Source organism: Roseateles sp., from assembly GCF_965262435.1.
Taxonomy (GTDB): domain Bacteria; phylum Pseudomonadota; class Gammaproteobacteria; order Burkholderiales; family Burkholderiaceae_C; genus Paucibacter_A.
The window spans coordinates 4,605,882-4,628,724 of the sequence record NZ_OZ253537.1 but is presented as its reverse complement, the minus strand read 5'-3'; the positions used below and the strand labels follow the sequence as shown (position 1 = coordinate 4,628,724).

Here is a 22,843-nt window from a genome sequence, read left to right as displayed (position 1 = left end):
GCGTCGCGGTTCGTTGGGCTGGAATGAGGGTGGTTGAGGCAGTCACTGTCGGAATGTAGCCGCACCGTCAAGGTCTTGATCCAAGCGTCTGAGGCCAGCTGACGGTTCGTTTCTGATGAGTGCGCTGAGCGCCCGATCGTGCTCCGTACAATGCCTCGCATGAACAGCTCCAGCGATGCCCGTGTCAGCACACGCCGCCTGCCCCGCCGGGCCGCCGCTGCCACTCTGGCGCTGGTGCTGGCAGGCATCTCCTTGCTGAGTCTGGCCTGGTTTGTGGCGCTTCAGGAGCTTGTTTCACTGAGCTTGACGATCAGCTTGCTGACGGTGTTGTGCACCGGTCTGCTGTTTTTGCTGGTGGCAGGGCTCGGTTGGCATGTGGGCGTGCGACTGACGCGCCAGCGCCTGCACGACAGCCTGCGCGAGGCGCGGCAGCACAGCCGCTTGATGGCGCAGCTGCAAACCGACTGGCTGTGGGCCACCGACGCCGAACACCATCTCGTGCGCTGGCAGGGGCCGCATGAGGCGCTGAGCTCGCAATGGGTCGGCCAGAGCACTTGCCAGGCGCTCTGGGAGCGTTTTCGCGCCCTTGATGGCGCCGAGGGCGCTGCACCCAGCAGCTTGCGCGAGCTGCTTGGCCAGCAGGCTCCGGAGTTCGAGCTGCAGGTGCAGACGGTGGACGGCGCGCCGCAGCCCGGTTTGTGGCTCTTGCACGGACTTGCGCGCTGGGATGCCCAGGGTTGTTTTGAAGGCTATTGCGGCAGCGCCCGGCCCATGCAGGAGCCGGCCGCGCCGCTCGGTCTGCCGACGCCGGTGCCGAGCACGGCCTGGCTGGAGGCCTTGCCTGGCCCGGCCTGGTTGCTCAGCGTCGTGCCACCGGTGCTGCTGCTGGCTCAGAATGCGCAGGCCGCAGCGGCCGGCGCGCGCGTTGGCGAGCGCTGGCAAGACTGCCAGGGCCAGTTCAGCGCCGGCCTCTGTGAGCGCTTGAGTGGACATTTGCCGCGCGCTTACACCGATGCATCCGGCAGTTACGCTCTGGCGCTCTTGCCGCCGGTCACAGCGCCGGCCCTGCCGCCGCCCAGTGATGCTGGCGAGCACGAGTCCTTCAGCTACACCGTCTCCCATGATTTGCGCGCGCCGCTGCGCGTGGTCGAGGGCTTTGCCCGCATCTTGAAAGAGGACTACGGTCGCTTGCTGGATCGCATCGGCAATGACCACCTGGACCGGGTCATGGGCGCGGCCGCGCGCATGAACAGCATGATCGATTCCTTGCTGTCGCTGTCCCAGCTTTCGGCCCAGCCGCTGGCGCGCCAGCCGGTCGACCTGTCTCAGCTGGCCGGATTCGTGGTGGAAGAGCTGCGCCGCAGTGCGCCCGAGCGCTCGGTGACCGTGCACATCCAGCCCCGTATGGTGGCGCAAGGCGACCCGACCCTCTTGCGCATGGTGCTGGAGAACCTGCTCGGCAACGCCTGGAAATACAGCGGCAAATGCGCGCAGGCCCAGATCCGCTTCGAAGCGCAGCTGGAAGAGGGGCAATGGACTTACCGGATCAGCGACAACGGCGCCGGTTTTGACATGCGCTTCGCCGACCGCCTGTTCGGCGTTTTTCAGCGCCTGCACAGCGCCAGTGACTTCCAAGGCACGGGCGTTGGCCTGGCCTCGGTGCGCCGCATCGTGCGTCGCCATGGCGGCGACATCTGGGCCGAGTCGGCCGTGGGCGAGGGCGCCCGCTTTTACTTCACATTGGCCGGCTGAGCCAGCATCTCTACGGCTTCGACGAGCAGGCGCGCCTGCTCGACATCCGACCTGCCTTCACTGGCACTCAGCTTTTGCAGCCGCGCCAGGGCGTCGCCGCGCGCCAGCGAGTAGCGGTGCATCAGCACGCCCACGGCCAGGGCCTGCAGATCGTCGAGCACCGGGTGAGGATCTCTCCGGGCATGGGCGCTGGGTGCGACTTCCAGGCTCGTGTTCTGGCGCCGCTGGGCAAACGCAGCCTCAACGGCGGGCACGATCTGGTGGATGTCCAAGGGCTTGACCAGGTAGGCGACGGCGCCGAGTTCTTTGACCTTGGCCACGGTTTCCTCGTCGGCAAAGGCCGACAGGAACATGAAGGGGATCTGCAGGTACTCGCGCAAGTAGGCGGCGACATCGAAGCCGCTCAAGCCTTCCATGCGGATGTCGAGCAAGGCCAACTCGGGGCGGTGCTCGCGCGCCAGCAGGATGGCGTCGTCGCCGTTGTCTGCGTCAATGACTTCGAAGCCGGCCTGCGCCAGCCCATAGGTCAGGGTCGCCAGAACCAGACGGTCATCGTCGACTACGAGAATCTTGCCCTTGCTGCTCACCGTTGGAGGCCCCCCGCTGTGCTGGAATACGGCCGGCTGCTGCCGACCTTGTGTTTGGCGGCATTGTCGCCCAAACCGGCGAACGGGGCTTCCTGGGGTGACTACGGGGCTGCGGGCGGGGGCGGCAGCAGGCTGACGCTCGGCTGCAGCAGTTCAACCCGGCAGACCACCAGCTCACCCTCCTGCTCCAGGTTCAGGCGTGCGGTGCGACGCGGCAGCAGGGCGCGCACCAGGCCCAGACCCGAGACACCGCCGGGCACTTGCGCCAAGCTGAAGTCCAGCGGCAGACGGCCTGGGTTGGTGATGGCCACACTGACGCTGTCAGCCCCGCAGTGCAGGGTGCAGCTGACGGCGCCGGCCGGGCTGTGCTTGAGCGCATTGCTGAGCAGCTCGTTGAGGGTCAGGGCGATCGGGATCGATTCCGCTTCGGGCAGGGTCCAGTCATTGACGCGTTCGGCCGTGGCGCCCTCGATGTGACTGGCGATCTGGCGCCCGCTCATGCGCTGCACCGAGCCGATGATGGCGTCCACCACCCGGCGCAGGCGCAGCGGCCCGGAGCTGCCGACTTGAAGGCCGTAGACCTGGGCAATCGCTTGCACCTGGCCGACCGCCTCGTTGATGACGCCGGCCACCTCGGGTCGGCGCGCCGCGATCTGCTGCAGCAGGCCGGCCACGCCTTGTAGATTGTTCTTGATGCGGTGGTGCACCTCGCGCACCAGCAACTCGCGCTGCGAGATGGCGGCTTGCAAGCGCGCTTCTTCGGCGGCGCGGTGCTCGGTCACATCGCTGGCCACCAGCAGCAGCTGCTCGGGTGTGCCTTCGTCGATTGCGTCCGGGCTGTCGCCGGTGCCGGCCAGGTGCAGGATGCGCGCGTCCCAGACGCGCTCATGCTCGCCCTCGCCGAGCCGGTACTCGCGTTGCAGCACGGTGCTGGCGCTGGCGGACAGGGCGCTCAACATATCGCGCCGGATCAGCTCGCCCTGCATGGGGCCGAACAGGTCCTCGGGGCTGGCGCCCATCAGTTCCTCTTCGCTGCGCCCGGCCAGCGCGGCGGCGGCCTGGTTGATCTGTTCGACCCGCAAGGTCTTGGCGTCATGCAGGCTGATGGCCAGCGGCGCGGCTTCGATGATGCGGCTCAGCGAGGCCTGCGCCTGCAGGGTCTGGGCCTCGGCCTGGCGGCGGCGGTCGATGTCGAGCAGGGCGAAGGTCAGCTGGCGGCCGGTGCCGCGCGCGCCGGTGACCACCACATTGCCGACCACCCAGAATTCGCGCCCGTCGCGTGCTTTCAGGCGGCACTCGAAGGCCTCGGTCTGGCCCTCGGTCATTTCGTCCAGGTAATGGGTCTGGCGGAAGGGGTGGTCAGACGCCGGCGTGGCCACAATGCTCATGGAGTGGCCTGCAAACTCACTCAGGTCGCCGCCGAACATGCGCCGCGCAGACCGGTTCATCCATTCGATGCCGCCGCGGCCGACCGTGACGATGCCGACCAGCACCGAGTCCAGCACCGCGCGTTCGCGCTCGGTCTGCAGCATCAGTGACTGCTGGGCGCGCCAGCGGTCGTCCACATTGACGTAGGTGGCGATGATGCCCTCATCCGGCGCGCCGGGTCGCATCACGCGCTTGCTGACTTGCATCCAGAGCACGCTGCCGTCCTGGCGGCGCACGCGGCGCTCGCCGCGCCACAGGCCCTGCCGCTGCAAGGCCTCACGCACTTCGGCACTCAGGTGCTCGAAATCCTGCGGGCTCTCGAACAGGGCTTCATGGGCCAGGCCGCCGAGCTCGTGGATGCGGTAGCCGGTCAGGGCGGCCAGTGCGTCATTGGCACGGGCGATGCGACCCTTGCGCAAGATGGCGATGCCGACATCGGACAGGCTGAACATCAGCTCGCGGTCCTGCACCAGGGCCTCCAGCTCGCTCTGCTGCGCCTTGAGGCGCGAGATGTCGCTGATGACCACAATGGTTTCGCTGTCGCGCGGCGGGCCGCTGTCGGCCTCGCCGGCCGGGGTGGCCGCGCGCACCTGACGCAGGCTCAGGGACAGCCAACGCGGCTGGGCCGCTTCGCTGCCCACTTGCAGGAATTCGGCCTCGAAGGTTTGCTGGGCTTGCAGCTTGGGCAGGGCGTCCTGCACCTGCTGCGCCAGTTCGGGCAGGGCCGCAAACAGCTGCGCCACCGGCGTGCCGGCATGCTGGAGACCGGGCAGGCCCAGCATCTGTTCAAAGCCGCCATTGCAGCGCACCAGCTGGTCACCGCGTAGATAGGCCAGGCCCAGGCTGGCGCTGTCCATGATGGTGGTCAGCTCGTGCAGCAGTTGCTCGCTGCGGGTTTCGGCCTGGGCCTGGGCTGTCACGTCCAGGGTGACGACCGAGGTGGTCCGCTTGCCCGAGGCGAGCTGGCCCGGTTCGACCCGGGTCAGCAGCCAGCGTCGGCCCAGTTCGGGGTGGCGCACGGCATAGCGAACTTCGATCCGATCGCCTTTTTTGAGTGCTTTTTGCAGCCGTTCGAATTCATGAAGCGAGGCCGGCTCGACGATGTCGCGGCCGACACCTTGCAGGCTGGCCAGCGAGTTGCGCTGGCTGGACGTCGTCTGGCCCAGGCTGCCTGTCGCCGGTGCCGGTGTGCGTGGGGCGCGCGGGCGCAGCCAACCGGCATCCTGCTGGAAAGTCGCCAGGCCAACGCCGGCGGTGTCCATCAGGGCGTCCAGCTGTTGGTGGGCGAGATCCCGCTCCTGCTCCGAGCTGCGGTCCTCCAGCACAGCCAGGAAGCGGCGTGCTGAGCCGCCGCTGCCGGCCAGGGGCTTCAGCCGGCCGAGCAGCCAGCGCGTGCGTCCGGCTGGGTCGATCAGGGTGGCCTGGGTCAGCAGCCCTTCGTCCTGCGCAGTCAGGGCTTCGCTGAGGCGGCCCTGGTCCCAAGCCAGCAATTGCTGGATGGCGGCATCGGCCTCGTGCAAGGTGCTCAGCGGGCGCAGGCAAAGGGCACTGAAGGCGCTGTTGGCTTTGAGCAGCAGGCCCTGCGCGTCGAAGCTGCACATGGGCAGGGGGCTCATGTCGAGCCACTGGGCCAGCTCGGTCTGGGCGCGTTCGGTCTGTTCACGCAGCAGCTGCTCGCGCGCGCCGGCCTCACCCGGCTGGGCCGGGACAGCAGCAGGGCTGGGCACTGGTGTGCCGGGCAAGACTTGACCCTCTGCGGCGGGCTCGGGCGAGCTGGCCTTGCCGGCCGCCGGCTTGCCGCGGTGTTTATCTTCCGGACGGGCATGGAGCATCCAGCGCGCCGCATCATCGGCGCGCGGCTCCAGCGCCACCAGGGTCAGCAGCGCTTTTTGGCCGCTGACCAGCTTGATGCCGGTCGGCGGCGGGCCCTGACGGCCATCTAGCAGGGCCCGGCTGGCCAGGCGCAACCAGTCGCCGACACGGCCGCCATGGCTGGTCTGCAGGCCGTGCAGGCCCTTGCCACCACTCAGCCCCGCGGCTTGTTCCAACAGGCTCTGCGCACTCGGATTGGCTTCCACCACTTCCAGCGCCTCGCCGAGCAGCAGGACGGGGTCGCTGATGAGCCCGAACACGCCGCGCAGGGCGGCAAGATCTTGGGGCAGGAGAGAGAGTTGGGCTGACATTGGCGCCGAGTTTACGGGCCGCCCGGAGGAGGCCGGGTTCACTCGAGCTGGGCTGCCTTGTTCAGGGCCCGCAGCACGCATTGGTTGATCTCCTCGGCACTCAACATCAGCTGCTCGGCGGCGCTGCGGAAGTCATAGACCGATTCATTCTCGATCGCGTGCACCAGCTCCAGATAGGGCTGGTAAGGGCCGCTGCCTTCGACCAGGGCCTGACGCACGCGCTCGGGCATCGGAATCGACTGCAGCAGCTTGTTGAAGGGCTGCTTGAGCATGTGGTCGAGCAGGGAGAACAGGCCGCAGATGAACATTTCATCGCGCAGCTCGCTGTCGCTCATGCTCCTGGCCAGCTCCTCCATCAGCAGGCCGCGGCGCAGCGCAGCGAACATGATGGGGCGCATGCTGTGGTCCTTGCTGGCCGTGGTCAGCAAGAGCGCCAGCCATCGCTTCAGGCGGGGGTAGCCCAGCAGCATGATGGCGTGACGGAAGGAGGACACCTCGACCGGCAGGCCGAAGGCGGCGGAATTCAAGTAGCGCAGCAGCTTGAAGGCCAGGCTGGGGTCGCGCTTGAGGGTCTGTTCCAGGCGTTCGATGTCTTCGTCCTGGTCCACCCGGGACATCAGCTCGACGATCACCTGCAGGTCGGCCTGGATGTCGCTGCGCGGCGCATTGGCGGGCGGCTCGTAGGGGCCTTGCATGGGCCAGCCGATCACGCCGGTTGCACCGCGGCCGAAGGCGGCGTCGATGTCAGCCGCGCTGCGCAGCCCCGCCACATAGCGCGGCAAGGCCGGCATGGCCACATCGGAGGGCCGGCTTTCGTCATCGAGGTCGAGCACGGCCTGCTTGAAGCAGGGCAGCAGCTCGGCCGGCACGGCAGCGGCTGGTCGGCCTTTCAGCAGCAGGCCGGTGCCGCGCTTTTTGAGGGCCAGCAGCAGTTCCGCATGGGCTGCATCGCAGGCCATGAAGGCCGGCACCTCGATCAGCACATTGGCGCTGAGCTCGCTGCCCAGCAAGGCCGTCAGCAGGCCTTCGTTGATGACGTTGAGAATGACCTGGCCGCCACCGGCCGGCCAGACTTCGGCCACGGCGGCCAGCAACTCGGCCGCCACCAGCGGTGCGTCCGGGCGCAGCGGAACCACGGTCAGCCGGGTCGCGCCGACCATGCGCTGGCGGTCGATCAAGGGGGTGTAACCGAGGGCAATGGCGCCGAGGATGGGATGGTTCATGAAGCCGCTGGGGGAATCAAACGTTGAGGTACTGGAACAGCGACATGCGCTGCACCATCGCATAGGTTTTCAGCGCCGTGTCATAGCCGGTCTGCTGGTTCTGGAAATCGGAAATGCCTTGCACCATGTCTAGGTCTTCGGCCGCGGAACGTTCGGCCTGGTTGTACTGCTTGAGTGCCGCCATGCGGGACTCGGTGCCGTCTAGATTATTCAACCTCTCGCCGAGCTGACTGCGAACATTTTGTAAGTTCGTCATCACGGCATCCAGGTCGCGCACGCGGCCGGAGTTGGACTGGGAAATCTCGACGCCGGTGCGCAGTGGCGTGCGCAGCTCGGCCACGGTGCGGTCCAGCACGTCGAAGAGCTTGAGCGAGTTGGTGGACGGCTTGATCTCAAAGCGGTCACCGTCGACCGGCTGGCCCGAAATATTGATGGCCATGCCGTCGAAGATGACGGCCTTGCCTGGGGTGAAGGGGCCGGACATCACGGCGGCGCCCAGGTCGGTGTCGGTCACGGTGACGGTGGCGCCGGGCCCGGTGCCGCTGATTTCGACCAGGTAGTTGTGACCGGTCAGCTGCGAAGGGTCGGCGGTGCGACCGGCGTCGATCCAACCCTTGGGCGCCGCGCCGGGCGGCACCGAGGTCAGGTTGGGCAGCGGGCCGGTCTCGAAGGTGCCGTTGCCGCTGCTCGCTTGCTCGAACACCAGACGGCCGTCCACGGTGAGCGGGAAGTTGTCGATATTGCCGGTCTGGATGGAACCCGACACGCCGTTGAATCGCACGCCGCCGGCCTGGTCCAGGAAGGGCGGGTCGCTGGCGCCCTGGCCTGAGAACAGATAACCGCCGGCGCCGTCGCCGCGGTTGGCAATGGCGAGCAGTTGGTTGCGCAGGCCGGCAATCTTGTTGGCCAGGCCGGCGCGCTCGGCGTCGCTGTAGCTGGCGTTGCCGGCGGCGATCATGGTCTCGCGCATCTGCTGCAAGAGCTCGTTGGCGTCGCCCAGGGCGGCTTCGCTGAGCGTCATGCCGTTGCGGCTCGCTTCCAGGGCGCGCTGGTTGGCGTCGACCCGGCCGATGGTGGCGAGCGAGCGCTCGGCGCGCGCGGCGCCGGTCGGGTCGTCGCTGGCCAGGTTGATCTTCTTGCCCGAGGTCAGCTGCTGCTGCGAGGCTTGCATGGCCTGCTGGCGGCGCTGCAAGGTGGCGATGCTGGTGTCAAAGATATTGGATGTGGCGAGGCGCATGGCGGTGCTCCTTATTCGTATGGGGTCGGCTCAGTGCTTGCCAGCCTGTGAGGGCTCAGCGCGCAGCCAGGCGCAGCAATTCATCGAACAGGCTCTGGGCGGCCTGCAGCACCTTGGCCGCGGCCTGGTAGCCCTGCTGGAACTGCATCAGGCGGGCCGCTTCTTCGTCAAGGTTGACACCGGCCTGGCCGGCCCGGCTTGACTCTGCCTCAGCCGCCACCGCGACGGAGACATTGGACAAATAGGTGGCGCCCTGCACCCGCGAGCCGATCTCGCTCATGGTGGCGGAATAGGCCTCGTTGATGGTGGCGCCGACGGCGATGCTGCCATCGGCGCGCACGCGCTGGCCGACGAACTTCTCGCCCTGGATGTTCAGGAAAGCTTTGGCATTGCCGTTGTTGGTGGCTGGAAACTGGGTGCGCTCCAGCGTGATGGTGTCGTCCTTGCGCGGCACGCCGTTCAGGCTGAGCTCGAAGCCCAGATCGATCGGCGGCACGGCGGTGGGCTGATTGCCGATGTTCTGGCCTGCTGACCAGGTGCCGCTCAGCACCGAGCCATCGCCCAGGGTCAGGGTGTACTGCAGCTTGGCCGGATTGCCCGGGTCGGGGTCGCCGAACGCCAGGCTGATGGGCAGCTTGCTGGCGTCGAACTTGTCGTTCACCGCGTAGATGGAATTCACCGTGGTCGAACCCTTGTTGTCGACATTGGTGGTCGCCGTCAGCGGCGATGCGGCGGCAATGCCGGTGGGTTGCTCCAGCACCCGGCGCATGCCCACCGCGGCCTGGGCGACGGGCTCCAGAATGTAGGAGTCGCCGGGCCCGGGCGGGGTGGCCGAGAAGTCGATGCGAAAGCCGTCCACGGTGTCGCCATTGACCACGGTCTGGCTGTAGCCATCGCTGATTCGGGTCAGCTTGTAGCTGGCGCCGCCGCCGGTCGGATCGGTCTCCAGTCGGTAGGCGCTGGCCTGCAGCTGGCTGGCGTTGGTGATGGTCATGGTCACATCGGACGCGAAGCTGCCGTCAGGCGCGCGCGCGTTGGTTTCCGCCGGCATGGCGCGTGGTGAACCGAAGGCAAAGATCGGCACGCCTTTGCCCGGCGGGTCGGACAGATCCAGTCCCAGGGCCTGCTGGTCGTTGACCCGCGAGGCCAGGGCCGCCGCCATCTGGCCCAGCATATTGCGGGCGTCCTGCAGGTCCTTGTTCTGGTATTGCAGCAAGGCGGAAATCGAGCCGCCCGTCAGCACGCTTTCGTCCAGCGAACGCGGTCCACCGGAGTCGGTGATGCTGAGGGCCGCGCGTTGGCTGTCGTAAGGGTCTTGCGTGACCGTGAGTTCTTGCGCTTGAGCGCCCAGAACCAAGCGCTGGCCGCCGCCGATGAAGACGCCCAGGGTGCCGTCGGTGGCCGGCAAGGTGGACACCTGGATGTACTGGCTGAGCTCGGAAATCAGCTTGTCGCGCTGGTCCAGCAAGTCATTGGGGGTGTGGCCATTGCCGTTGGCACGTGAGATCTGGTCGTTGGCGAAGGCGATTTGCTTGCTCAGCTGATTGACCACATCGACATTGGCCCGGAGGTCGCTGACCACACCCGACTGCAGTTCCACCAGCTGCTGGCCGGCATTGGCGAAGCGGGCCGCGACTTCGGTCGCCCGGCCCATCACCACCTGGCGTGCGGAGGGGTCGGAGGGCCGGCTGCTGACATCCACCATGGCGTTCAGGAACTGGCCGGCGGCCGCGCCCAAGCCGGTTTCGCCGGGCGGGAAGATCTTTTCCAGCTGGGCGAGCTGGCTCATGCGGGTCGAGTCCATATGGGCCAGCGATTTGCTGCCGGCCGCCTGGCGGGTCAGGAATTCATTGTGCGAGCGCTCGACCGTCTGAATCGTCACGCCCTTGCCGAAATAGCCGGCGCCGGTGAACTGGCCCTCGGGCGTGGTCAGCACCACCGACTGGCGGGAGTAGCCCGGCGTGTTGGCGTTGGCGATGTTCTGCCCGACCGCCTGCAGGGCGGCCTGGTTGGCAAACATCGCCCGTACGCCGATGGACAGCAATCCGCTCATGGCTTGCGCTCCTCAGGCCTGAGCTTCAGGCCAGGGCGCGCTGGACGCGCACCGTGGTGTTGATGACCCGGGCCAGCTTGCTGGCGTACTCGGGGTCGGTGGCATAGCCGGCGTTCTGCAAGCCTTGGGCAAAGCCCTTGGCGCCGCCGCTCTGGGCCTGCGCCACCACCTTGCTGTAGCGCTCGTTGTTGCTGATCAGCTTGGCGTAATCCTTGAAAGCCTCTTCATAGCTGCCATAGGCGCGGAACTTGGCGGTGACGCGCTGGGCCTTGCCGTCGATGAACTCGGTGGTCTGCACCTCGGCCACGGCGCCCTTCCATGCCGATGTGGCCTTGATGCCGAAGACGTTGAAGGAGGGCTGGCCGTCCTTGTGGTTGATTTCGCGCTTGCCCCAGCCGGACTCGTGGGCGGCCTGGGCAATCATGAAGCTGGCCGGGATGCCGGTGCTGGCCTCGGCGGCCTTGGCCGCGTCGTCGTGCTTTTGAATGAAGCTGGCCACATGGGGCGCCACATTCTTTTTGGCCAGTGTGGGCAGGGGCTGCAAGGTCTTGAGCGGCTCGGCCTTGCCGTCGCTGACGCCCATCTGGCGCTGCAGCTGGCGCGCAATCGCGTCGGACAGGCCGCCGGGCAGGCCGGTCATCTTGCCGGCGAACTGGGTGTCCAGCATCTCGCTGCCCATCTGGGTGGCGGAGTTTTCCAGCATGCCGGTCGCCATGGTGTTGGAGCGCATGCTCTTCATCACCTCCTGCATGAACAGGGACTCGAACTGCTTGGCAGTTTCGCGGATGCTGCTCTTGGGGTCGCGCGCGGCGGCCGAGCGCAGGGCTTCAATCGAGCGGTGGTCGTTGCCCAGGCTGGTGCCGCCGCCCAGGGCCATGCCATTGTTGGGAGAGAGGGCCATATCAGATCACCTCCAGCTCGGCGTTCAGCGCGCCAGCGGTTTTCATCGCTTGCAGGATGGCCAGCAGGTCTTGCGGCGTGGCGCCCAGCGAATTCAGCGCCTTGACGACATCGGCCAGCTTGGCGCCCGCGGGCAGCTGGATCAGCGAGCCCGGGTCTTGCTTGATGGCGATGTCGACTTTCTCGGTGACCTGGGTCTGTCCGCCCGAAAGGGCATTGGGCTGGCTGACCTGGGGTGTGGAGCTGATGGTGACCGACAAGTTGCCATGCGCGACGGCGCAGGCGGCCAGGGTCACGGCCTGGTTCATGACCACCGATCCGGTGCGGGCATTGATGACGATGCGCGCCGCCGGTTCGGCCAAGTCCAGGGCCAGGTTCTCCATATCGGCCAGGAAGTTGACGCGTTCGTCGGGGTCGTTGGGGGCGCGTACGCGCACCACGCGGCCATCCATGGCTTGAGCGACGCCGGCGCCCTTGGCTTTGTTGATGGCGCGGGCGACGGCGCGCGCGGTGTTGAAGTCCGCGGCGTTGAGGTCGAGTTGGATGAAGTCGCCGTTCTGAAGCGGTGTCGGCACCGAGCGCTCAACCAGGGCACCTGCGGGGATGCGACCAGCCGAGAGGTGGTTGATCTGGACCTTGGAGCCGCCGGCCGAAGCGCCGGCACCGCCGACGATCAGATTGCCTTGCGCCAGGGCATAGACCTGGCCGTCGGCACCGCGCAGCGGCGTGGTGATCAGGGTGCCGCCGCGCAAGCTCTTAGCATTGCCGACCGAGGACACGGCGATGTCGAGCTGCTGGCCGGGCTGGGCAAAGGCGGGCAGCTGGGCGGTCACCATGACGGCGGCGATATTGCGCGGCTGCATGGTCACGCCCTGCGGCAGGATGACGCCAAACTGTTGCAGCATGGCGGCCAGGCTCTGGCCGGTGTAGGGGGCCTGGGTGGTCTGGTCACCCGTGCCATCGAGGCCCACCACCAGACCGTAGCCGGTCAGGGCATTGGTGCGCACCCCTTGGATCGCGGCGACTTCCTTGATTCGAGCCGCCGCGGCCTCAACGGGCCACCAGAGGGCAGCACTGGCCAGCAGGGCGGCGAGGCCGATCAGGGCGCGGAGGAGTTTGTCGGTGGCTGTTTGCATGATGGTCGTGGAGGGGGAATCCTCTACGACCGATTCTGGGCAAACTTAAGTCGGCCAAAGGTTCAAAAAGAACCGCGACAACCAGCCTATTCCATGGGCGTCTGCGGTGGCGCCGCGGCCCTTCTGTTCGATCCGGACATTGGCCACGGAAGCCGAGGGCACCACATTGCCCTGGGTGATCGAGCGCGGGTCGACCTGGCCCGAGAAGCGCAGAACATCGACGTTATGGTTGACACCAATCTGCTTCTCGCCGCTGATCATCAGGTGCCCATTGGGCAGCACGGCGGTCACCACGGCGGTGATGCTGCCGGAGAAATCGTTGGTGTTTTCGTTCGTGCCCTTGCCGGTCGACTTGGTGGCCGAACTGCCGCCGGCCGAGGCCCGGCCGAAGGAGTTGGCGCTGACAAAGGGCAGGGCGGTCACGCCAGCCGTCAGCGAGCCGCTCTTGTTCAGCTCGCTGGTGCTGCTCTGGCTGGCGGTGACCTTCTCGACGATCTGGATGGTCAGGGTGTCACCGACCAGGCGGGCGCGGTGGTCCTCGAACAGGGGGCGGTAGGCGGCGGCCTGGTAGATGGCGCCATTGCTGGGCGGCTGCAGCGGCAGGGCCGGCAAATTGACCACTGGCGTGTGCTGCAGCTCGACCTGCGGTTCGCGGTACAAAGTGCTGCAACCGCCGAGTAGCAAGGCGCTGCCCAGGGTCAGCAGGAATCGGGCGTCAGGCAGGGTCTTCATGAGGCGCTCCATCAGATCTGGGCGAGCTTTTGCAGCATCTGGTCCGAGGTCTGCACGGCCTTGGAATTGAGCTCGTAGGCGCGCTGGGTCTGGATCATGGACACCAGCTCCTCGACCACATTGACGTTCGAGGTTTCGACAAAGCCTTGCTGCAAGGCGCCCAGGCCGTTGGCATTGGGTGCGCCGGCATTCGGTGTACCGGATGAGGCGGTCTCCGAAAACAGGTTCTGGCCCTTGGGGTCCAGGCCGGCCGGATTGACGAAATTGGCCAGCTGCACCTGACCCAAGGTCTGCGGCGCCGGCGATCCCGGCACGGTGATGCTGACGGTGCCGTCGTTGCCGATGGTCAGGCTTAGGGCATTGGCCGGCACGGTGATGCCGGGCAGCACGGTGTAGCCGTTGTTGGTGACGATCTGGCCAGCCGAGTCGAGCTGGAAAGAGCCGTCACGGGTGTAGGCGGTGGTGCCGTCGGGCATCTGCACCTGGAAGAAACCATTGCCCTTGATGGCCAGGTCCAGATTGTTGGTGGTCTGCTGCAGATTGCCCTGGCTGTAGATGCGCGAGGTGGCGACCGGGCGCACGCCCAGGCCGACCTGCAAGCCGGTGGGCAACTGCGTCTGTTCGGTGGTGTTGGCACCGCTTTGCCGCAGGTTTTGGTAAATCAGATCCTCGAACACCGCATGCGAGCGTTTGAAGCCGTTGGTGGCGACATTGGCGAGGTTGTTGGAGATGGTGTCCAGCTGGGTCTGCTGGGCCTCCATGCCGGTCTTGGCAATCCAGAGTGAGCGGATCATGGTGGGTGTCCTTCAGGCGAATCGGGAGGTCAGGAGGTGCCGAGCAGCTTGGCCGACTGCTGGCCCTGGGTCTGGGCAATCTGCATCAGCTTCATCTGCTGTTCGAATTGGCGGCCGGCCGCGATCATGCTGACCATGGTCTCGACCGCGCTGACGTTGGAGCCTTCCAGCGCGCCATCTTGCAAGCGCGCCGTGGGGTCGGCGGGCAGGTCGCCATCGGCAGCGCGGAACAAGCCGTCGGCGCCCCGTGTCATCCGTGCTTCGGGCGTCACGAGCTTGAGCTTGCCGATGGTGGTGCTGGTGCCGTTGGCGGCCTTGGCGCTGACGGTGCCGTCATTGCCGATCGACAGCTCGGTGTTCGGCGGTGCATTGATGGGCCCGCCATCACCTTGCACCGGCAAGCCGTTGCGCATGACGAGCAGGCCTTCGGCGTTGACATCGAGTGCGCCGGCCCGGGTGTAGGCCTCGGTGCCGTCCAGTCCTTGCACGGCCAGCCAGGCGTTGCCCTTCATGGCCACGTCGAGATTGCGGCTGGTGGCCTGCATCACTCCAGGGTCGGAGTTGTAGCCGGTGGTGGTTTCAAGTGCGTAGGCGCGGGTGCTGGCGCCATCGCCGCGAATCGGCACTGAGCGAAAGGCCTGAAGCTCGGCGCGAAAGCCGTTGGTCGAGACATTGGCCAAGTTGTTGGCCAGCACGTCCTGGCGCTGCATGGCCGCCTTGGCGCCCGCCATCGAGAGGTAGATCATGCGGTCCATGGCAGGTCCTTGGCTTCAGTCATGCGAGAGGAGTTTCAGGTTCAGCCAGATCAACGCAGGTTGACGATGGTCTGCAGCACCTGATCCTGGGTCTTGATGGTCTGGGCGCTGGCTTGGTAGGCGCGCTGGGCGGTCACCATATTGACCAGCTCGGCGGTCAGGTCGACGTTGGATTCCTCCAGGGCGCCCGATTGCAGCTTGCCCAGATTGCCGTCGCCCGGCACACCTACCACCGCTTCGCCCGAGGAGAAGGTGCGTGACCAGACGTTGCCGCCCATGGGCTGCAGGCCTTGCGGGCTGCGGAAGGTGGCCAGTTCGACCCGTCCGGCCGGCTTGGATTGGCCGTTGGAGTAACGCGCCATGACGATGCCGCTGTTTTCGACCAGGATGCCCGAGAGCTGGCCCGGGGCATAGCCGTCCTGGGTCAGGTTGGTGACGGCGAAGCTGGAGCCGTTCTCGGTGGCGCCGAGCAGGTCGAACTTGATGCCAGGAATGTCCAGCGTGGTCGCGCCGGCTGAGTTTTTGCCGGCCGGCACATCCATATTGATCTTGGTGGTCGGGTCGATCGGCTTGCCACCGGTCTTGGGGAAGGTGACGGTGGCATAAGGGGTCAGCGGGTTGCCGTTGGCGTCGGTGCCGATGGCACCGCCGAGTGCGTCGGTGGCGAAGGGCGCGCCGTTGGCGGTGGCGAAGATGTTCCAGGTGGTGCTGCCGTCGGCTGCAGGCTCGTTCTTCTGGAAGTACATGGTGATGGCCACGTCCTGGCCCTTGGCGTCATAGGCGGTCAAGGAGGTGGCGTTGTTGTAGGTGGCCGGGTTCTTCATGTCGATGCCGGGCGCCGCGGCATTGGCCGTGACCTTGGAGCGCGAGTCCAGGTTGAACTCGGTCGTGATTTCTGACGTGGTCTTGGGTGTGATGCCCGAGGTGGGCAGCTTCAAGGGCTGGGCCAGGCCGGGCTGGATCACACCACTGCCGTCGGCTGGGTAGCCCATCAGCTTGAGCTGGTCGTTGTTAACGATGAAGCCGTTGCGGTCGACCTTGAACTGGCCGTTGCGGCTGTACATGGTCGGGTTGACGCCATCACTGACCTGGAAGAAGCCACCGCCGTTGATGGCCAGGTCCATGGGACTTTCGGTCGTCGTGATATTGCCCTGGGTGAACTGCTGGGCCACGGCGGCCAAGCTGGTGCCGATACCGACCGGGCTGCTGCCCGCGCCATTCAGGGCGCCCGCATAGACATCCTTGAACTCGGCCCGCGACGCCTTGGAGCCGTAGGTGCCGGCATTGGCGATGTTGTTGCCGATGACGTCGAGGTTCTTGCTCGCGCCGTTCAAACCGGAAAGGCCTTGTTGGAAGCTCATGGTGTTTCCTTCGGATGGTTCTGTAGTGATGGACTGCTGGAGTGGGCGCTGCGCGCGCGGTGTCAGTCGAAGGTCTTGACGCTGGCGTAGTCCACCAGACCGGCGTTCTGCAACTGCAGCTTCAGCGAGGTGCCGGTCGTGTTGACGGCCAGCACCTTGTCTTGGGCATACAGGGTGCTGGTGACGGCCGCCGTGCCCTTGGTGGCGGTGATGCGGAACTTGAGTCCGGCGTCGTCGGCGTATTTGTCCGATGCCCATTTGAAGTCATGGCGGCCCGTGCCCTGGGCGCCCAGTTGCACCGTGTCGACCACGGCGCCGGCCGGGCTCAGCACCTCCAGCTTCACCGCATCGGCCGGGCTGTTCAGCGCGTAGCTGCCTTCGCCCACGCCGTTGGTCTGCTGCAGGCGGTTGCCTTCGACGCTGACTTCGCGGCCCACCAGCGAGACGCTTTGCAGGGCCTGCATTTGGGTGAACTGGTTGGCCAGGGACTTGATGCTGTTGTCCAAGGTGCTGACACCGCTGACCGTCTGGATTTGCGCCATCTGGCTGGTCACCTGGGCGTTGTCCATGGGGTTCATGGGGTCCTGGTTCTGCATCTGGGCCACCAGCAGCTTGAGAAAACGGTCCTGCGTGTCCACGGCCTTTTTGCTGGCTGTTGCTTCCGCGGTGTTGGTGGTGGTGCCGTTCGATTTGACAGCGCTGATGACATCCATGGCAGGCCTCTTTCAGGTGGAGCTCAGGACTGGCCGAGCTGCAGGGTTTTGAGCAGCAGGTTCTTGGCCGTGCTCATCACCTCGATGTTGTTTTGGTAGGAGCGCGAGGCCGAGATCATGTTGACCATCTCCTCGACCGTGTTGACATTGCTGTAGGTCACATAGCCTTCGGCATCGGCCTTGGGGTGCTTGGGGTCGTGCACGCGCCGGCCGGGGGTTTGGTCTTCGCTGATCGTGCTGACGCGCACGCCGGCCGCCGCTTGGTCGCCACTGGCACCCATGAGTGCGGTCTGAAACACCACCTGCCTGGCCTTGTAGGCCTTGCCATCGGGACCGGCCACGGTGTCGGCATTGGCCAGATTGCTGGCCACCACATTGAGGCGCTGGCTCTGCGCGCTGACGGCGCTGCCGGCAACATTGAAGATCTGAAACATGGACATGGTGTGCTCCTGGCCGGATGACTGCGTGGGCGCTCAGTGCATCAAGACGCGTTGTGCGACTTCATCGCGTCGAGCGTCGTGCGCACCGAGCCGCTGATGAAGCGCAAAGTTGCTTCGTACTTGACCGTGTTGTCGGCGAAGCTGGCGCGCTCTCGGTCCATGTCGACGGTGTTGCTGTCCAGATTGGTCTGGGCCGGCACCGCGTAGAGCTTGCTGGCTTCGCTGCGGCCGCCGCCGGCCAGGCCCATATGGCCGCCTTGGGTGGTCAGCAAGTTGCTGCTGCCGCCGGCGCTGGACGCCGTGGCCTCACGCAGGGCGCGGGCAAAGTCCAGGTCGCGGGCCTGGAAGCCTGGGGTGTCCGCATTGGCGATGTTGCTGGCAAGCATGCGCTGGCGTTCCGAGCGCAAGGCCAGGGCCTGGGTCTGGAAGTTCAGGTTGTCGGTCAGTCGATTCAGCATGATGCGTGCCCCGGTGAAAGTCGGGCTGGAGCGCCACGCCTGGTCAGCTACAGGGCTGCCAGGTTCCGGCCGGATGGACGGGATTGGGCGATGTGAAAGGATTGTGTTGGGTGCTTTCCAAAACATTAGCGGGAATAGCGCGGGCTTTGCTGCGCATTTCGGACCAAGGGCGGCGGGGTGGCAGGCCTAAAGTCCACGCATGATTTCCCGAGCCTGCATTCCTGCAACTGAGTCGCTCCGCCGTCCGGCGTTGGCGGTTCTGCTGGTGCTCGCAGGCCTGCCCCTGGTGGCTCGCTCGCAGGCGCCGGTGGCGGCTCTGCCCGGTCTGAGTGCCGAGCTGCGGGTGCAGGTGCAGGACATGGCCCAGCGCGGAGCGCGTGCCGGCATGCCGGCACAGGCCCGGGTGGATGTCCAGGTCGGGCAGCTTGATCCTCGCTTGAAGCTGGCGCCTTGCGGCCAGGTGCAGCCCTATTTGCCGACCGGCCTGCAGATGTGGGGTCGCACCCGCATCGGTCTGCGCTGCGTTGACGGCCGTGCGCGCTGGAATGTCACGGTGCCCGTGCAGGTGCGGGTGTTTGCCCGCGCCGTGGTGGCCGCTGAACCCCTGGCTTCGGGGGTCAATCTGACTCAAGCACAGTTGGCAACGGCCGAAATAGACATAGCTGCAGTGCCTGGCGCGGTATTCACCGATGTCGCCGGCCTGCTGGGGCGTACGCTCAGCCACCCGGTGGCGGCTGGCGAGGCCTTGAGCAGCAGCAGCTTGAAGATGCGGCAATGGTTCGCTGCGGGTGAGACGGTGCAGGTCCGGGTTTCCGGCCCGGGTTATGCCGTCGCCGGCGAAGGGCAGGCCATGGCCGCAGGTCTGGAAGGACAGAACGTCAAGGTCCGTTTTGACAACGGGCGGGTCGTGACGGGTCGGGTCGTCGGTGAGCGGCGGGTGGAGGTGCTGTTGTGAACAGGCTTCCACTTCGGCCGGCCGGTGTTGCGGCGCAGCTCTGTGGCAGTGACAAACTGCCGCGGGGTGGGGTCGATCTTGTCGAAAGTACTAAAGTCTTCATGTTGAGCGTCGATACACCGGAAAACCTGGACAGGTTTGGGCATGACCCAGGCCTATGGAGAGCACCATGAAAATCGGTAATAGCCCAGAAATCGCAGCGTCGGCCGTTGGTGCCGACAAGGCGGGCGCAACCCAGGCCGGGCGTTCGCAGGCTCAGGGCGCGGCCGCAGCGGTGGCCGGCAAGAAGGCACCCGAAGCCAGCGCCACGCTGGAACTGTCGACCAATGCCACGAAATTGCTGGCCGGCGTTCCGGAAGATGGCAGCTTTGACACTGAAAAGGTCGGCCGCATCTCCCAGGCGATTTCGGATGGCAAGTTCACGGTCAATGCCAATGTCATCGCTGACAAGTTGATCGCTAATGCCCAGGAAATGCTCAGCCGCATGTCGCCGCACTGAGGCGCTTTGACGGCCGGGTCAGCAGCCGCACGGCGGCCTGCTGCTAGGAGTTTCGATTGACACCCAACGCGTTCTCAACGCCTTATGGCGGGGACAGCCATGCACGCTTTGCCTCCAACTGAATCCAGCCCGGCTGCGGTCGGCCAGCAACTCGAACAACCCTTGTTGGAAGTGGAAGGCTGTCTGAATTTGCTCGGCGACGCCCTGTTGCGCCGGGACACCCAGGCCATCGAACAGTACGCCGGTCGCCTGCATCAGGCGCTGGCTCTTGCCATTGCCAGCTTCAGCGAAGCTGCACGCGCCGGTTCCGTGCCGCCCCATCTGCGCCATCGTCTGGTGCAGGCGGGCGGGCGGGTGGCGGCGCAGCGCGAGTCGCTGGCTCGCGCTACGGCCGCACTGGACCGCGCCATCGATGTGCTGATGCCTGGCGAGCCTACGGGCCTGTACTCGTCGCTCGGCAAGAGCGAGCGCAAGAGCTTGGGCGGCCCCTCGATCCAGGCCTGAGCCTAGGCCAGCCCGGGTTGCCATGGGCCCCGGAATCGACCTCGCTGCCAGCCACGCTCACTGCGTGGCTTTTTTTCGCACCTTGTCCAGGTAGGCGTGGCCGTCCGGCGGCAGGCCGCTGCGCTGCGATTCCCAGATCATCTCGCCCAGGCAGTCCATGGCCACATGGTGTGCCTCATGGAGAGAATTGCGTTTGGCCGCCAGCAAGTCGACCGCCTGGCGGACGCCGTGCGGCTGGTCGATGGACTGCTGCTCGCTGATGGTGAGGTGCATGGACAGGTGCAGAAATGGGTTGGTTCGACCCTCCTCCACGCTGTACACCGCGGCCAGCGCCGCTTCCTCGTTGCCGAGTTCGGCGTGGTACTCCGGGTGCTGGGCGATCCAGTCGGCGGCGATCGCCTCCATGGGAATCAGGGGCTGGCCGTCGCGCAGCTTGCGGTAGGTGGCGCAGAAAAAACGGCGCACCTCGAGTTGGGAGGGGGCAAACATAGGCGGGAATTGTCGCCGCAGTCGCTCAATCCTTGCTCGGCGTCGGGGCAGATGCCTGTGACTCGGGCTGGCTCCAGCTCGCACCCGACCGGGCCTGCTGTTGCTGGCGTGCCTGTTCGCGCTCTTGCGCCATCAGCGCTTCGAGCTGCAGCCTTGCCTGGCGGGCGGCGGCAATCAGGGCGCCGGTGTCATGTTGCAGCGGCAGCATCTGCTCGAGCTGCTCAATATTGTGCTGGCGGAAGCGCCAGGCCAGCTTGCGTGCGGCATGGGGCTCCAGCCCCAGCACCTCCATGACACTGCGGCCGCTGTTGAGCGCGGCATCAAAGGTTTCCCGCTCGATCAGCTCCACGCCGAGGTTGCGCAGGCCGAAGTAGTGACGCACATGGCGTGCCCTTGCCACCACCCGGGCCTGCGGAAAATGCTCGCGTGCCAGCTCGGCAATCGCCAGGCTTTGCTCCATATCGTCGACGGCGATCACCAGCACTTTGGCCTGTGCTGCGCCGGCACTGCGCAGCAGGTCCAGGCGCGTTGCATCGCCGAAAAACACCCGCCAGCCGAATTTGCGCATGGCCTCGATCGCTTCAGCGTCATGGTCCAGCACTGTGGCCTCGTAGCCGTGGGCGAACAGCAGGCGGCCGACAATCTGGCCATAGCGCCCAAAGCCCGCGATCAGGATGGGTGCCGGTTCCGGCGCTTCCTGTTCACCCGGCAGCGCCTGCTTGCGGCGCTGCAAGCGCGGCAGCAACAGGCGATCACTGAGCAGCAGCAGGGCCGGAGTGCAGGCCAGGGACAAGGCCACGGCCGCCACCAGGGCCGAGCCTTGGGTGGCATCGATCAAGCCGGCCTGTTGCGACAGTTGAAAGACCACGAATCCGAATTCACCGCCCTGGGCCAGCAGGATGACGAACACCGGGCGCTCCAGCACCGGGATCTGCATCCAGCGCGCCATGAGGCTCAAGAGCAGACCCTTGCAGAGCAGGAGTGCGGCCAGCAGACCCAGGACCAGGGCGGTTTGCTCGCGCAGCACGCGCAGGTCCAAGCCCATGCCCACGGCAATGAAGAACAGCCCTAGTAGCAAGCCCTTGAAAGGCTCCAGATCGGTTTCCAGCTCGCGACGGTATTCGCTCTCGGCCAGCAGCACGCCGGCCAGAAAAGCGCCCAAGGCCATGGACAGACCGACGCTGTGCATCAGGGCCGCCGTACCGATCACGAGCAGCAGGGCCGCCGCGGTGAAGATCTCAGGTGTGCGGCTGCGCGCAATCCAGCGCAGCGCCGGTCGCAAGGCCAGGCGACCGCCCAGCACGATCAGCAGCACCATGCCCAGGGCCTTGGCTGCTGCCCAGCCGCTGCCACCGCCACCGCCACCGCCGCTGGGGTCCGCAGCGGCGGCAGCCACGCCAGCGGCCGCGACGATGGGCACCAGGGCCAGCACGGGAATCGCCGCGATGTCCTGCAGCAGGGCGACGCTCAGGATGCTCTGCCCGGCCGTGGTGCGGCCCAGATTGCGCTCGGCCAGCACCGCCAGGGCCACGGCCGTGGACGACATGGCCAAGCCCAAGCTCAGCACCAGGCCAAGTCCAGCAGGCACGCCGAACAGCGAGGCCAGGCCCAGCAGCAGAGCGGCGGAGCCGAACAGCTGCAAGGAACCCCAGCCGAAGATCGGCCGGCGCAAGGCCCAAAGGCGCTTGGGTTCCAGCTCCAGGCCCACCAGGAACATCATCAGTACCACGCCGAACTCGGCCACTTCCAGAATCTGCCCCGGCTCGCTGACCCAGCCCATCACGCTGGGCCCGATCAGCACGCCGGCGATCAGATAGCCCAGGATGGAGCCCAGCCGCAGAAAGCGTGCCAGTGGCACGGCGACCACCGCCGCGCCCAGGCAGACCAGGGGCAAATGCAGCCAGCTGCTACCGGCGGCGCTCATGGCTGCGCCTCCTGCGGCTGGCGTTGCAGGCTTGAGAACGGGGCCGGGCGGGCGTCCAGCGGAACTTCCGGCATGGCTTGCGCGCTGCGGCTGCCGGCCTCGCACCATTGTGGGTAGCGCATCAGCTTGTCGATGAAGACTTGCGCATGTTGCTGTAGCTCCGACTCGCCGGCCTGGTGGGCGCTGTGCAGCAACAGGGGTGGCAGGAAATTCATGCCGCAGATGCGCGCGGTCTGGGCGTAGGGCAGCAAGAAATCGCCGATCGGATGTTCATGGTGGCCGCTGGCGCTGTAGGCTTCGGCGCTGCCGCCGGTGGAGCTGACCAACCAGACATCCTTGCCGTGCAGAGCGCGGCCGCCGGGCCCGTAGGCCCAGCCAAAGCTCAGCACTTCGTCCAACCAGAGTTTTTGCAAGGCCGGCATGCCGTACCAATGGAGCGGGTGCAAGAGCACCACCAGCTTGGCGGCGCTCAAGGCGCGCTGCTCCTCGGCCACATCGATGGCGTAGTCGGGGTAGCGGCGATACAAATCATGCAGGGTCCAGTGCGCAGGCTGGGCGCTCAGTGCGTCCAGCAGGCGGGCGCTGACGCGCGACTGGGCCCGATCGGGGTGGGCAGCGAGGATGAGGATGTCAGAAGTCTCGGGCATGCGCCGAGGTTAACCCGAGCGCGTCACCGTTAGGATGTCGGTCTGTGTTGTCGCTTGCAGCGGCTTTTGTTGA

21 protein-coding genes are annotated in these 22,843 nt (G+C 66.3%); 4 read left to right on the top strand and 17 right to left on the bottom strand.

Going from position 1 to position 22,843, the window contains the following annotated elements:
* Nucleotides 1–159 precede the first annotated feature (159 nt).
* Nucleotides 160–1,752: a sensor histidine kinase gene (locus tag ACQY39_RS19860; protein WP_428509181.1), complete on the top strand. Its 1,593-nt coding sequence runs from the start codon at nucleotides 160–162 to the stop codon at nucleotides 1,750–1,752.
* On the opposite strand, the gene ACQY39_RS19855 is transcribed toward ACQY39_RS19860, so the two are convergent.
* The 14 genes from ACQY39_RS19855 to flgB all read right to left on the bottom strand — a co-directional run bounded on the left by ACQY39_RS19855 (nucleotide 1,731) and on the right by flgB (nucleotide 17,752).
* A complete protein-coding gene (locus tag ACQY39_RS19855) occupies nucleotides 1,731–2,339 on the bottom strand; it encodes a response regulator (RefSeq protein ID WP_263568796.1) in 609 nt (202 codons plus the stop codon). The genes ACQY39_RS19860 and ACQY39_RS19855 overlap by 22 nt on opposite strands.
* A 101-nt stretch (nucleotides 2,340–2,440) precedes the next feature.
* Nucleotides 2,441–5,950, bottom strand: a complete 3,510-nt coding sequence (locus tag ACQY39_RS19850; RefSeq protein WP_428509179.1) for a PAS domain S-box protein — start codon at nucleotides 5,948–5,950, stop codon at nucleotides 2,441–2,443.
* A gap of 38 nt (nucleotides 5,951–5,988) precedes the next feature.
* On the bottom strand, nucleotides 5,989–7,173 hold the full coding sequence (locus ACQY39_RS19845; RefSeq protein WP_428509177.1) for an EAL and HDOD domain-containing protein: 1,185 nt from the start codon (nucleotides 7,171–7,173) through the stop codon (nucleotides 5,989–5,991).
* A gap of 16 nt (nucleotides 7,174–7,189) precedes the next feature.
* On the bottom strand, nucleotides 7,190–8,410 hold the full coding sequence (flgL, locus tag ACQY39_RS19840; protein ID WP_428509175.1) for a flagellar hook-associated protein FlgL: 1,221 nt from the start codon (nucleotides 8,408–8,410) through the stop codon (nucleotides 7,190–7,192).
* A gap of 55 nt (nucleotides 8,411–8,465) precedes the next feature.
* Entirely contained in the window at nucleotides 8,466–10,463 is a 1,998-nt protein-coding gene (gene flgK / locus ACQY39_RS19835) for a flagellar hook-associated protein FlgK (RefSeq protein ID WP_428509173.1), read from the bottom strand.
* Between the two features lie 25 nt (nucleotides 10,464–10,488).
* Nucleotides 10,489–11,364 carry a flagellar assembly peptidoglycan hydrolase FlgJ gene (gene flgJ / locus ACQY39_RS19830; protein ID WP_428509171.1) on the bottom strand — a complete coding sequence of 292 codons (876 nt, stop codon included), beginning with the start codon at nucleotides 11,362–11,364 and terminating at the stop codon, nucleotides 10,489–10,491.
* A 1-nt stretch (nucleotide 11,365) separates the two neighbouring features.
* A complete protein-coding gene (locus ACQY39_RS19825; RefSeq protein ID WP_428509169.1) occupies nucleotides 11,366–12,499 on the bottom strand; it encodes a flagellar basal body P-ring protein FlgI in 1,134 nt (377 codons plus the stop codon).
* Between the two features lie 45 nt (nucleotides 12,500–12,544).
* Nucleotides 12,545–13,231 (bottom strand): flagellar basal body L-ring protein FlgH, encoded by a 687-nt coding sequence (locus tag ACQY39_RS19820; protein ID WP_263520553.1) that lies wholly within the window; start codon nucleotides 13,229–13,231, stop codon nucleotides 12,545–12,547.
* 11 nt (nucleotides 13,232–13,242) lie between these two features.
* On the bottom strand, nucleotides 13,243–14,025 hold the full coding sequence (gene flgG / locus ACQY39_RS19815) for a flagellar basal-body rod protein FlgG (protein WP_428509167.1): 783 nt from the start codon (nucleotides 14,023–14,025) through the stop codon (nucleotides 13,243–13,245).
* Nucleotides 14,026–14,054: 29 nt separating this feature from the next.
* Entirely contained in the window at nucleotides 14,055–14,780 is a 726-nt protein-coding gene (gene flgF / locus ACQY39_RS19810) for a flagellar basal-body rod protein FlgF (RefSeq protein ID WP_428509165.1), read from the bottom strand.
* Between the two features lie 50 nt (nucleotides 14,781–14,830).
* Nucleotides 14,831–16,141, bottom strand: coding sequence for a flagellar hook protein FlgE (gene flgE / locus ACQY39_RS19805; RefSeq protein WP_428509163.1), 1,311 nt, complete (start codon nucleotides 16,139–16,141; stop codon nucleotides 14,831–14,833).
* Nucleotides 16,142–16,203: 62 nt separating this feature from the next.
* Nucleotides 16,204–16,854, bottom strand: a complete 651-nt coding sequence (locus tag ACQY39_RS19800) for a flagellar hook assembly protein FlgD (protein WP_428509161.1) — start codon at nucleotides 16,852–16,854, stop codon at nucleotides 16,204–16,206.
* Nucleotides 16,855–16,877: 23 nt separating this feature from the next.
* Nucleotides 16,878–17,294 carry a flagellar basal body rod protein FlgC gene (flgC, locus tag ACQY39_RS19795; protein WP_263520559.1) on the bottom strand — a complete coding sequence of 139 codons (417 nt, stop codon included), beginning with the start codon at nucleotides 17,292–17,294 and terminating at the stop codon, nucleotides 16,878–16,880.
* Nucleotides 17,295–17,335: 41 nt separating this feature from the next.
* A complete protein-coding gene (gene flgB / locus ACQY39_RS19790) occupies nucleotides 17,336–17,752 on the bottom strand; it encodes a flagellar basal body rod protein FlgB (RefSeq protein ID WP_263520560.1) in 417 nt (138 codons plus the stop codon).
* A gap of 199 nt (nucleotides 17,753–17,951) precedes the next feature.
* Between flgB and flgA the strand changes: the two genes are divergently transcribed.
* The 3 genes from flgA to ACQY39_RS19775 all read left to right on the top strand — a co-directional run bounded on the left by flgA (nucleotide 17,952) and on the right by ACQY39_RS19775 (nucleotide 19,710).
* Nucleotides 17,952–18,707 (top strand): flagellar basal body P-ring formation chaperone FlgA, encoded by a 756-nt coding sequence (gene flgA, locus ACQY39_RS19785; RefSeq protein WP_428509158.1) that lies wholly within the window; start codon nucleotides 17,952–17,954, stop codon nucleotides 18,705–18,707.
* 157 nt (nucleotides 18,708–18,864) lie between these two features.
* The gene (flgM, locus tag ACQY39_RS19780) at nucleotides 18,865–19,206 is read left to right on the top strand and encodes a flagellar biosynthesis anti-sigma factor FlgM (protein WP_263563321.1); all 342 of its coding nucleotides are present in this window, start codon (nucleotides 18,865–18,867) and stop codon (nucleotides 19,204–19,206) included.
* 99 nt (nucleotides 19,207–19,305) lie between these two features.
* The gene (locus ACQY39_RS19775; RefSeq protein ID WP_428509156.1) at nucleotides 19,306–19,710 is read left to right on the top strand and encodes a hypothetical protein; all 405 of its coding nucleotides are present in this window, start codon (nucleotides 19,306–19,308) and stop codon (nucleotides 19,708–19,710) included.
* 57 nt (nucleotides 19,711–19,767) lie between these two features.
* On the opposite strand, the gene ACQY39_RS19770 is transcribed toward ACQY39_RS19775, so the two are convergent.
* Genes ACQY39_RS19770 through ACQY39_RS19760 form a run of 3 tightly spaced genes read right to left on the bottom strand, consistent with a single transcriptional unit; the run spans nucleotide 19,768 to nucleotide 22,770 of the window.
* Entirely contained in the window at nucleotides 19,768–20,199 is a 432-nt protein-coding gene (locus ACQY39_RS19770) for a DUF1841 family protein (protein WP_428509154.1), read from the bottom strand.
* Between the two features lie 25 nt (nucleotides 20,200–20,224).
* Nucleotides 20,225–22,123 (bottom strand): glutathione-regulated potassium-efflux system protein KefC, encoded by a 1,899-nt coding sequence (gene kefC / locus ACQY39_RS19765; RefSeq protein WP_428509152.1) that lies wholly within the window; start codon nucleotides 22,121–22,123, stop codon nucleotides 20,225–20,227.
* Complete coding sequence (locus ACQY39_RS19760) at nucleotides 22,120–22,770, bottom strand: NAD(P)H-dependent oxidoreductase (protein ID WP_428509150.1); 651 nt, start codon at nucleotides 22,768–22,770, stop codon at nucleotides 22,120–22,122. Before ACQY39_RS19760 ends, kefC begins: the two co-directional genes overlap by 4 nt.
* Between the last annotated feature and the right edge of the window lie 73 nt (nucleotides 22,771–22,843).

Excerpts from the sequence above, each read along its gene's own strand:
- flgM (WP_263563321.1), top strand. The coding sequence starts at position 18,865 with ATGGAGAGCACCATGAAAATCGGTAATAGCCCAGAAATCGCAGCGTCG.
- flgF (WP_428509165.1), bottom strand. The coding sequence starts at position 14,780 with ATGGACCGCATGATCTACCTCTCGATGGCGGGCGCCAAGGCGGCCATG.
- ACQY39_RS19760 (WP_428509150.1), bottom strand. The coding sequence starts at position 22,770 with ATGCCCGAGACTTCTGACATCCTCATCCTCGCTGCCCACCCCGATCGG.
- flgL (WP_428509175.1), bottom strand. The coding sequence starts at position 8,410 with ATGCGCCTCGCCACATCCAATATCTTTGACACCAGCATCGCCACCTTG.
- kefC (WP_428509152.1), bottom strand. The coding sequence starts at position 22,123 with ATGAGCGCCGCCGGTAGCAGCTGGCTGCATTTGCCCCTGGTCTGCCTG.
- ACQY39_RS19800 (WP_428509161.1), bottom strand. The coding sequence starts at position 16,854 with ATGGATGTCATCAGCGCTGTCAAATCGAACGGCACCACCACCAACACC.
- flgK (WP_428509173.1), bottom strand. The coding sequence starts at position 10,463 with ATGAGCGGATTGCTGTCCATCGGCGTACGGGCGATGTTTGCCAACCAG.
- ACQY39_RS19820 (WP_263520553.1), bottom strand. The coding sequence starts at position 13,231 with ATGAAGACCCTGCCTGACGCCCGATTCCTGCTGACCCTGGGCAGCGCC.
- flgA (WP_428509158.1), top strand. The coding sequence starts at position 17,952 with ATGATTTCCCGAGCCTGCATTCCTGCAACTGAGTCGCTCCGCCGTCCG.
- flgJ (WP_428509171.1), bottom strand. The coding sequence starts at position 11,364 with ATGGCCCTCTCTCCCAACAATGGCATGGCCCTGGGCGGCGGCACCAGC.
- ACQY39_RS19775 (WP_428509156.1), top strand. The coding sequence starts at position 19,306 with ATGCACGCTTTGCCTCCAACTGAATCCAGCCCGGCTGCGGTCGGCCAG.
- flgC (WP_263520559.1), bottom strand. The coding sequence starts at position 17,294 with ATGTCCATGTTTCAGATCTTCAATGTTGCCGGCAGCGCCGTCAGCGCG.
- ACQY39_RS19825 (WP_428509169.1), bottom strand. The coding sequence starts at position 12,499 with ATGCAAACAGCCACCGACAAACTCCTCCGCGCCCTGATCGGCCTCGCC.
- ACQY39_RS19860 (WP_428509181.1), top strand. The coding sequence starts at position 160 with ATGAACAGCTCCAGCGATGCCCGTGTCAGCACACGCCGCCTGCCCCGC.
- flgG (WP_428509167.1), bottom strand. The coding sequence starts at position 14,025 with ATGATCCGCTCACTCTGGATTGCCAAGACCGGCATGGAGGCCCAGCAG.
- ACQY39_RS19770 (WP_428509154.1), bottom strand. The coding sequence starts at position 20,199 with ATGTTTGCCCCCTCCCAACTCGAGGTGCGCCGTTTTTTCTGCGCCACC.
- ACQY39_RS19850 (WP_428509179.1), bottom strand. The coding sequence starts at position 5,950 with ATGTCAGCCCAACTCTCTCTCCTGCCCCAAGATCTTGCCGCCCTGCGC.
- flgB (WP_263520560.1), bottom strand. The coding sequence starts at position 17,752 with ATGCTGAATCGACTGACCGACAACCTGAACTTCCAGACCCAGGCCCTG.
- flgE (WP_428509163.1), bottom strand. The coding sequence starts at position 16,141 with ATGAGCTTCCAACAAGGCCTTTCCGGTTTGAACGGCGCGAGCAAGAAC.
- ACQY39_RS19845 (WP_428509177.1), bottom strand. The coding sequence starts at position 7,173 with ATGAACCATCCCATCCTCGGCGCCATTGCCCTCGGTTACACCCCCTTG.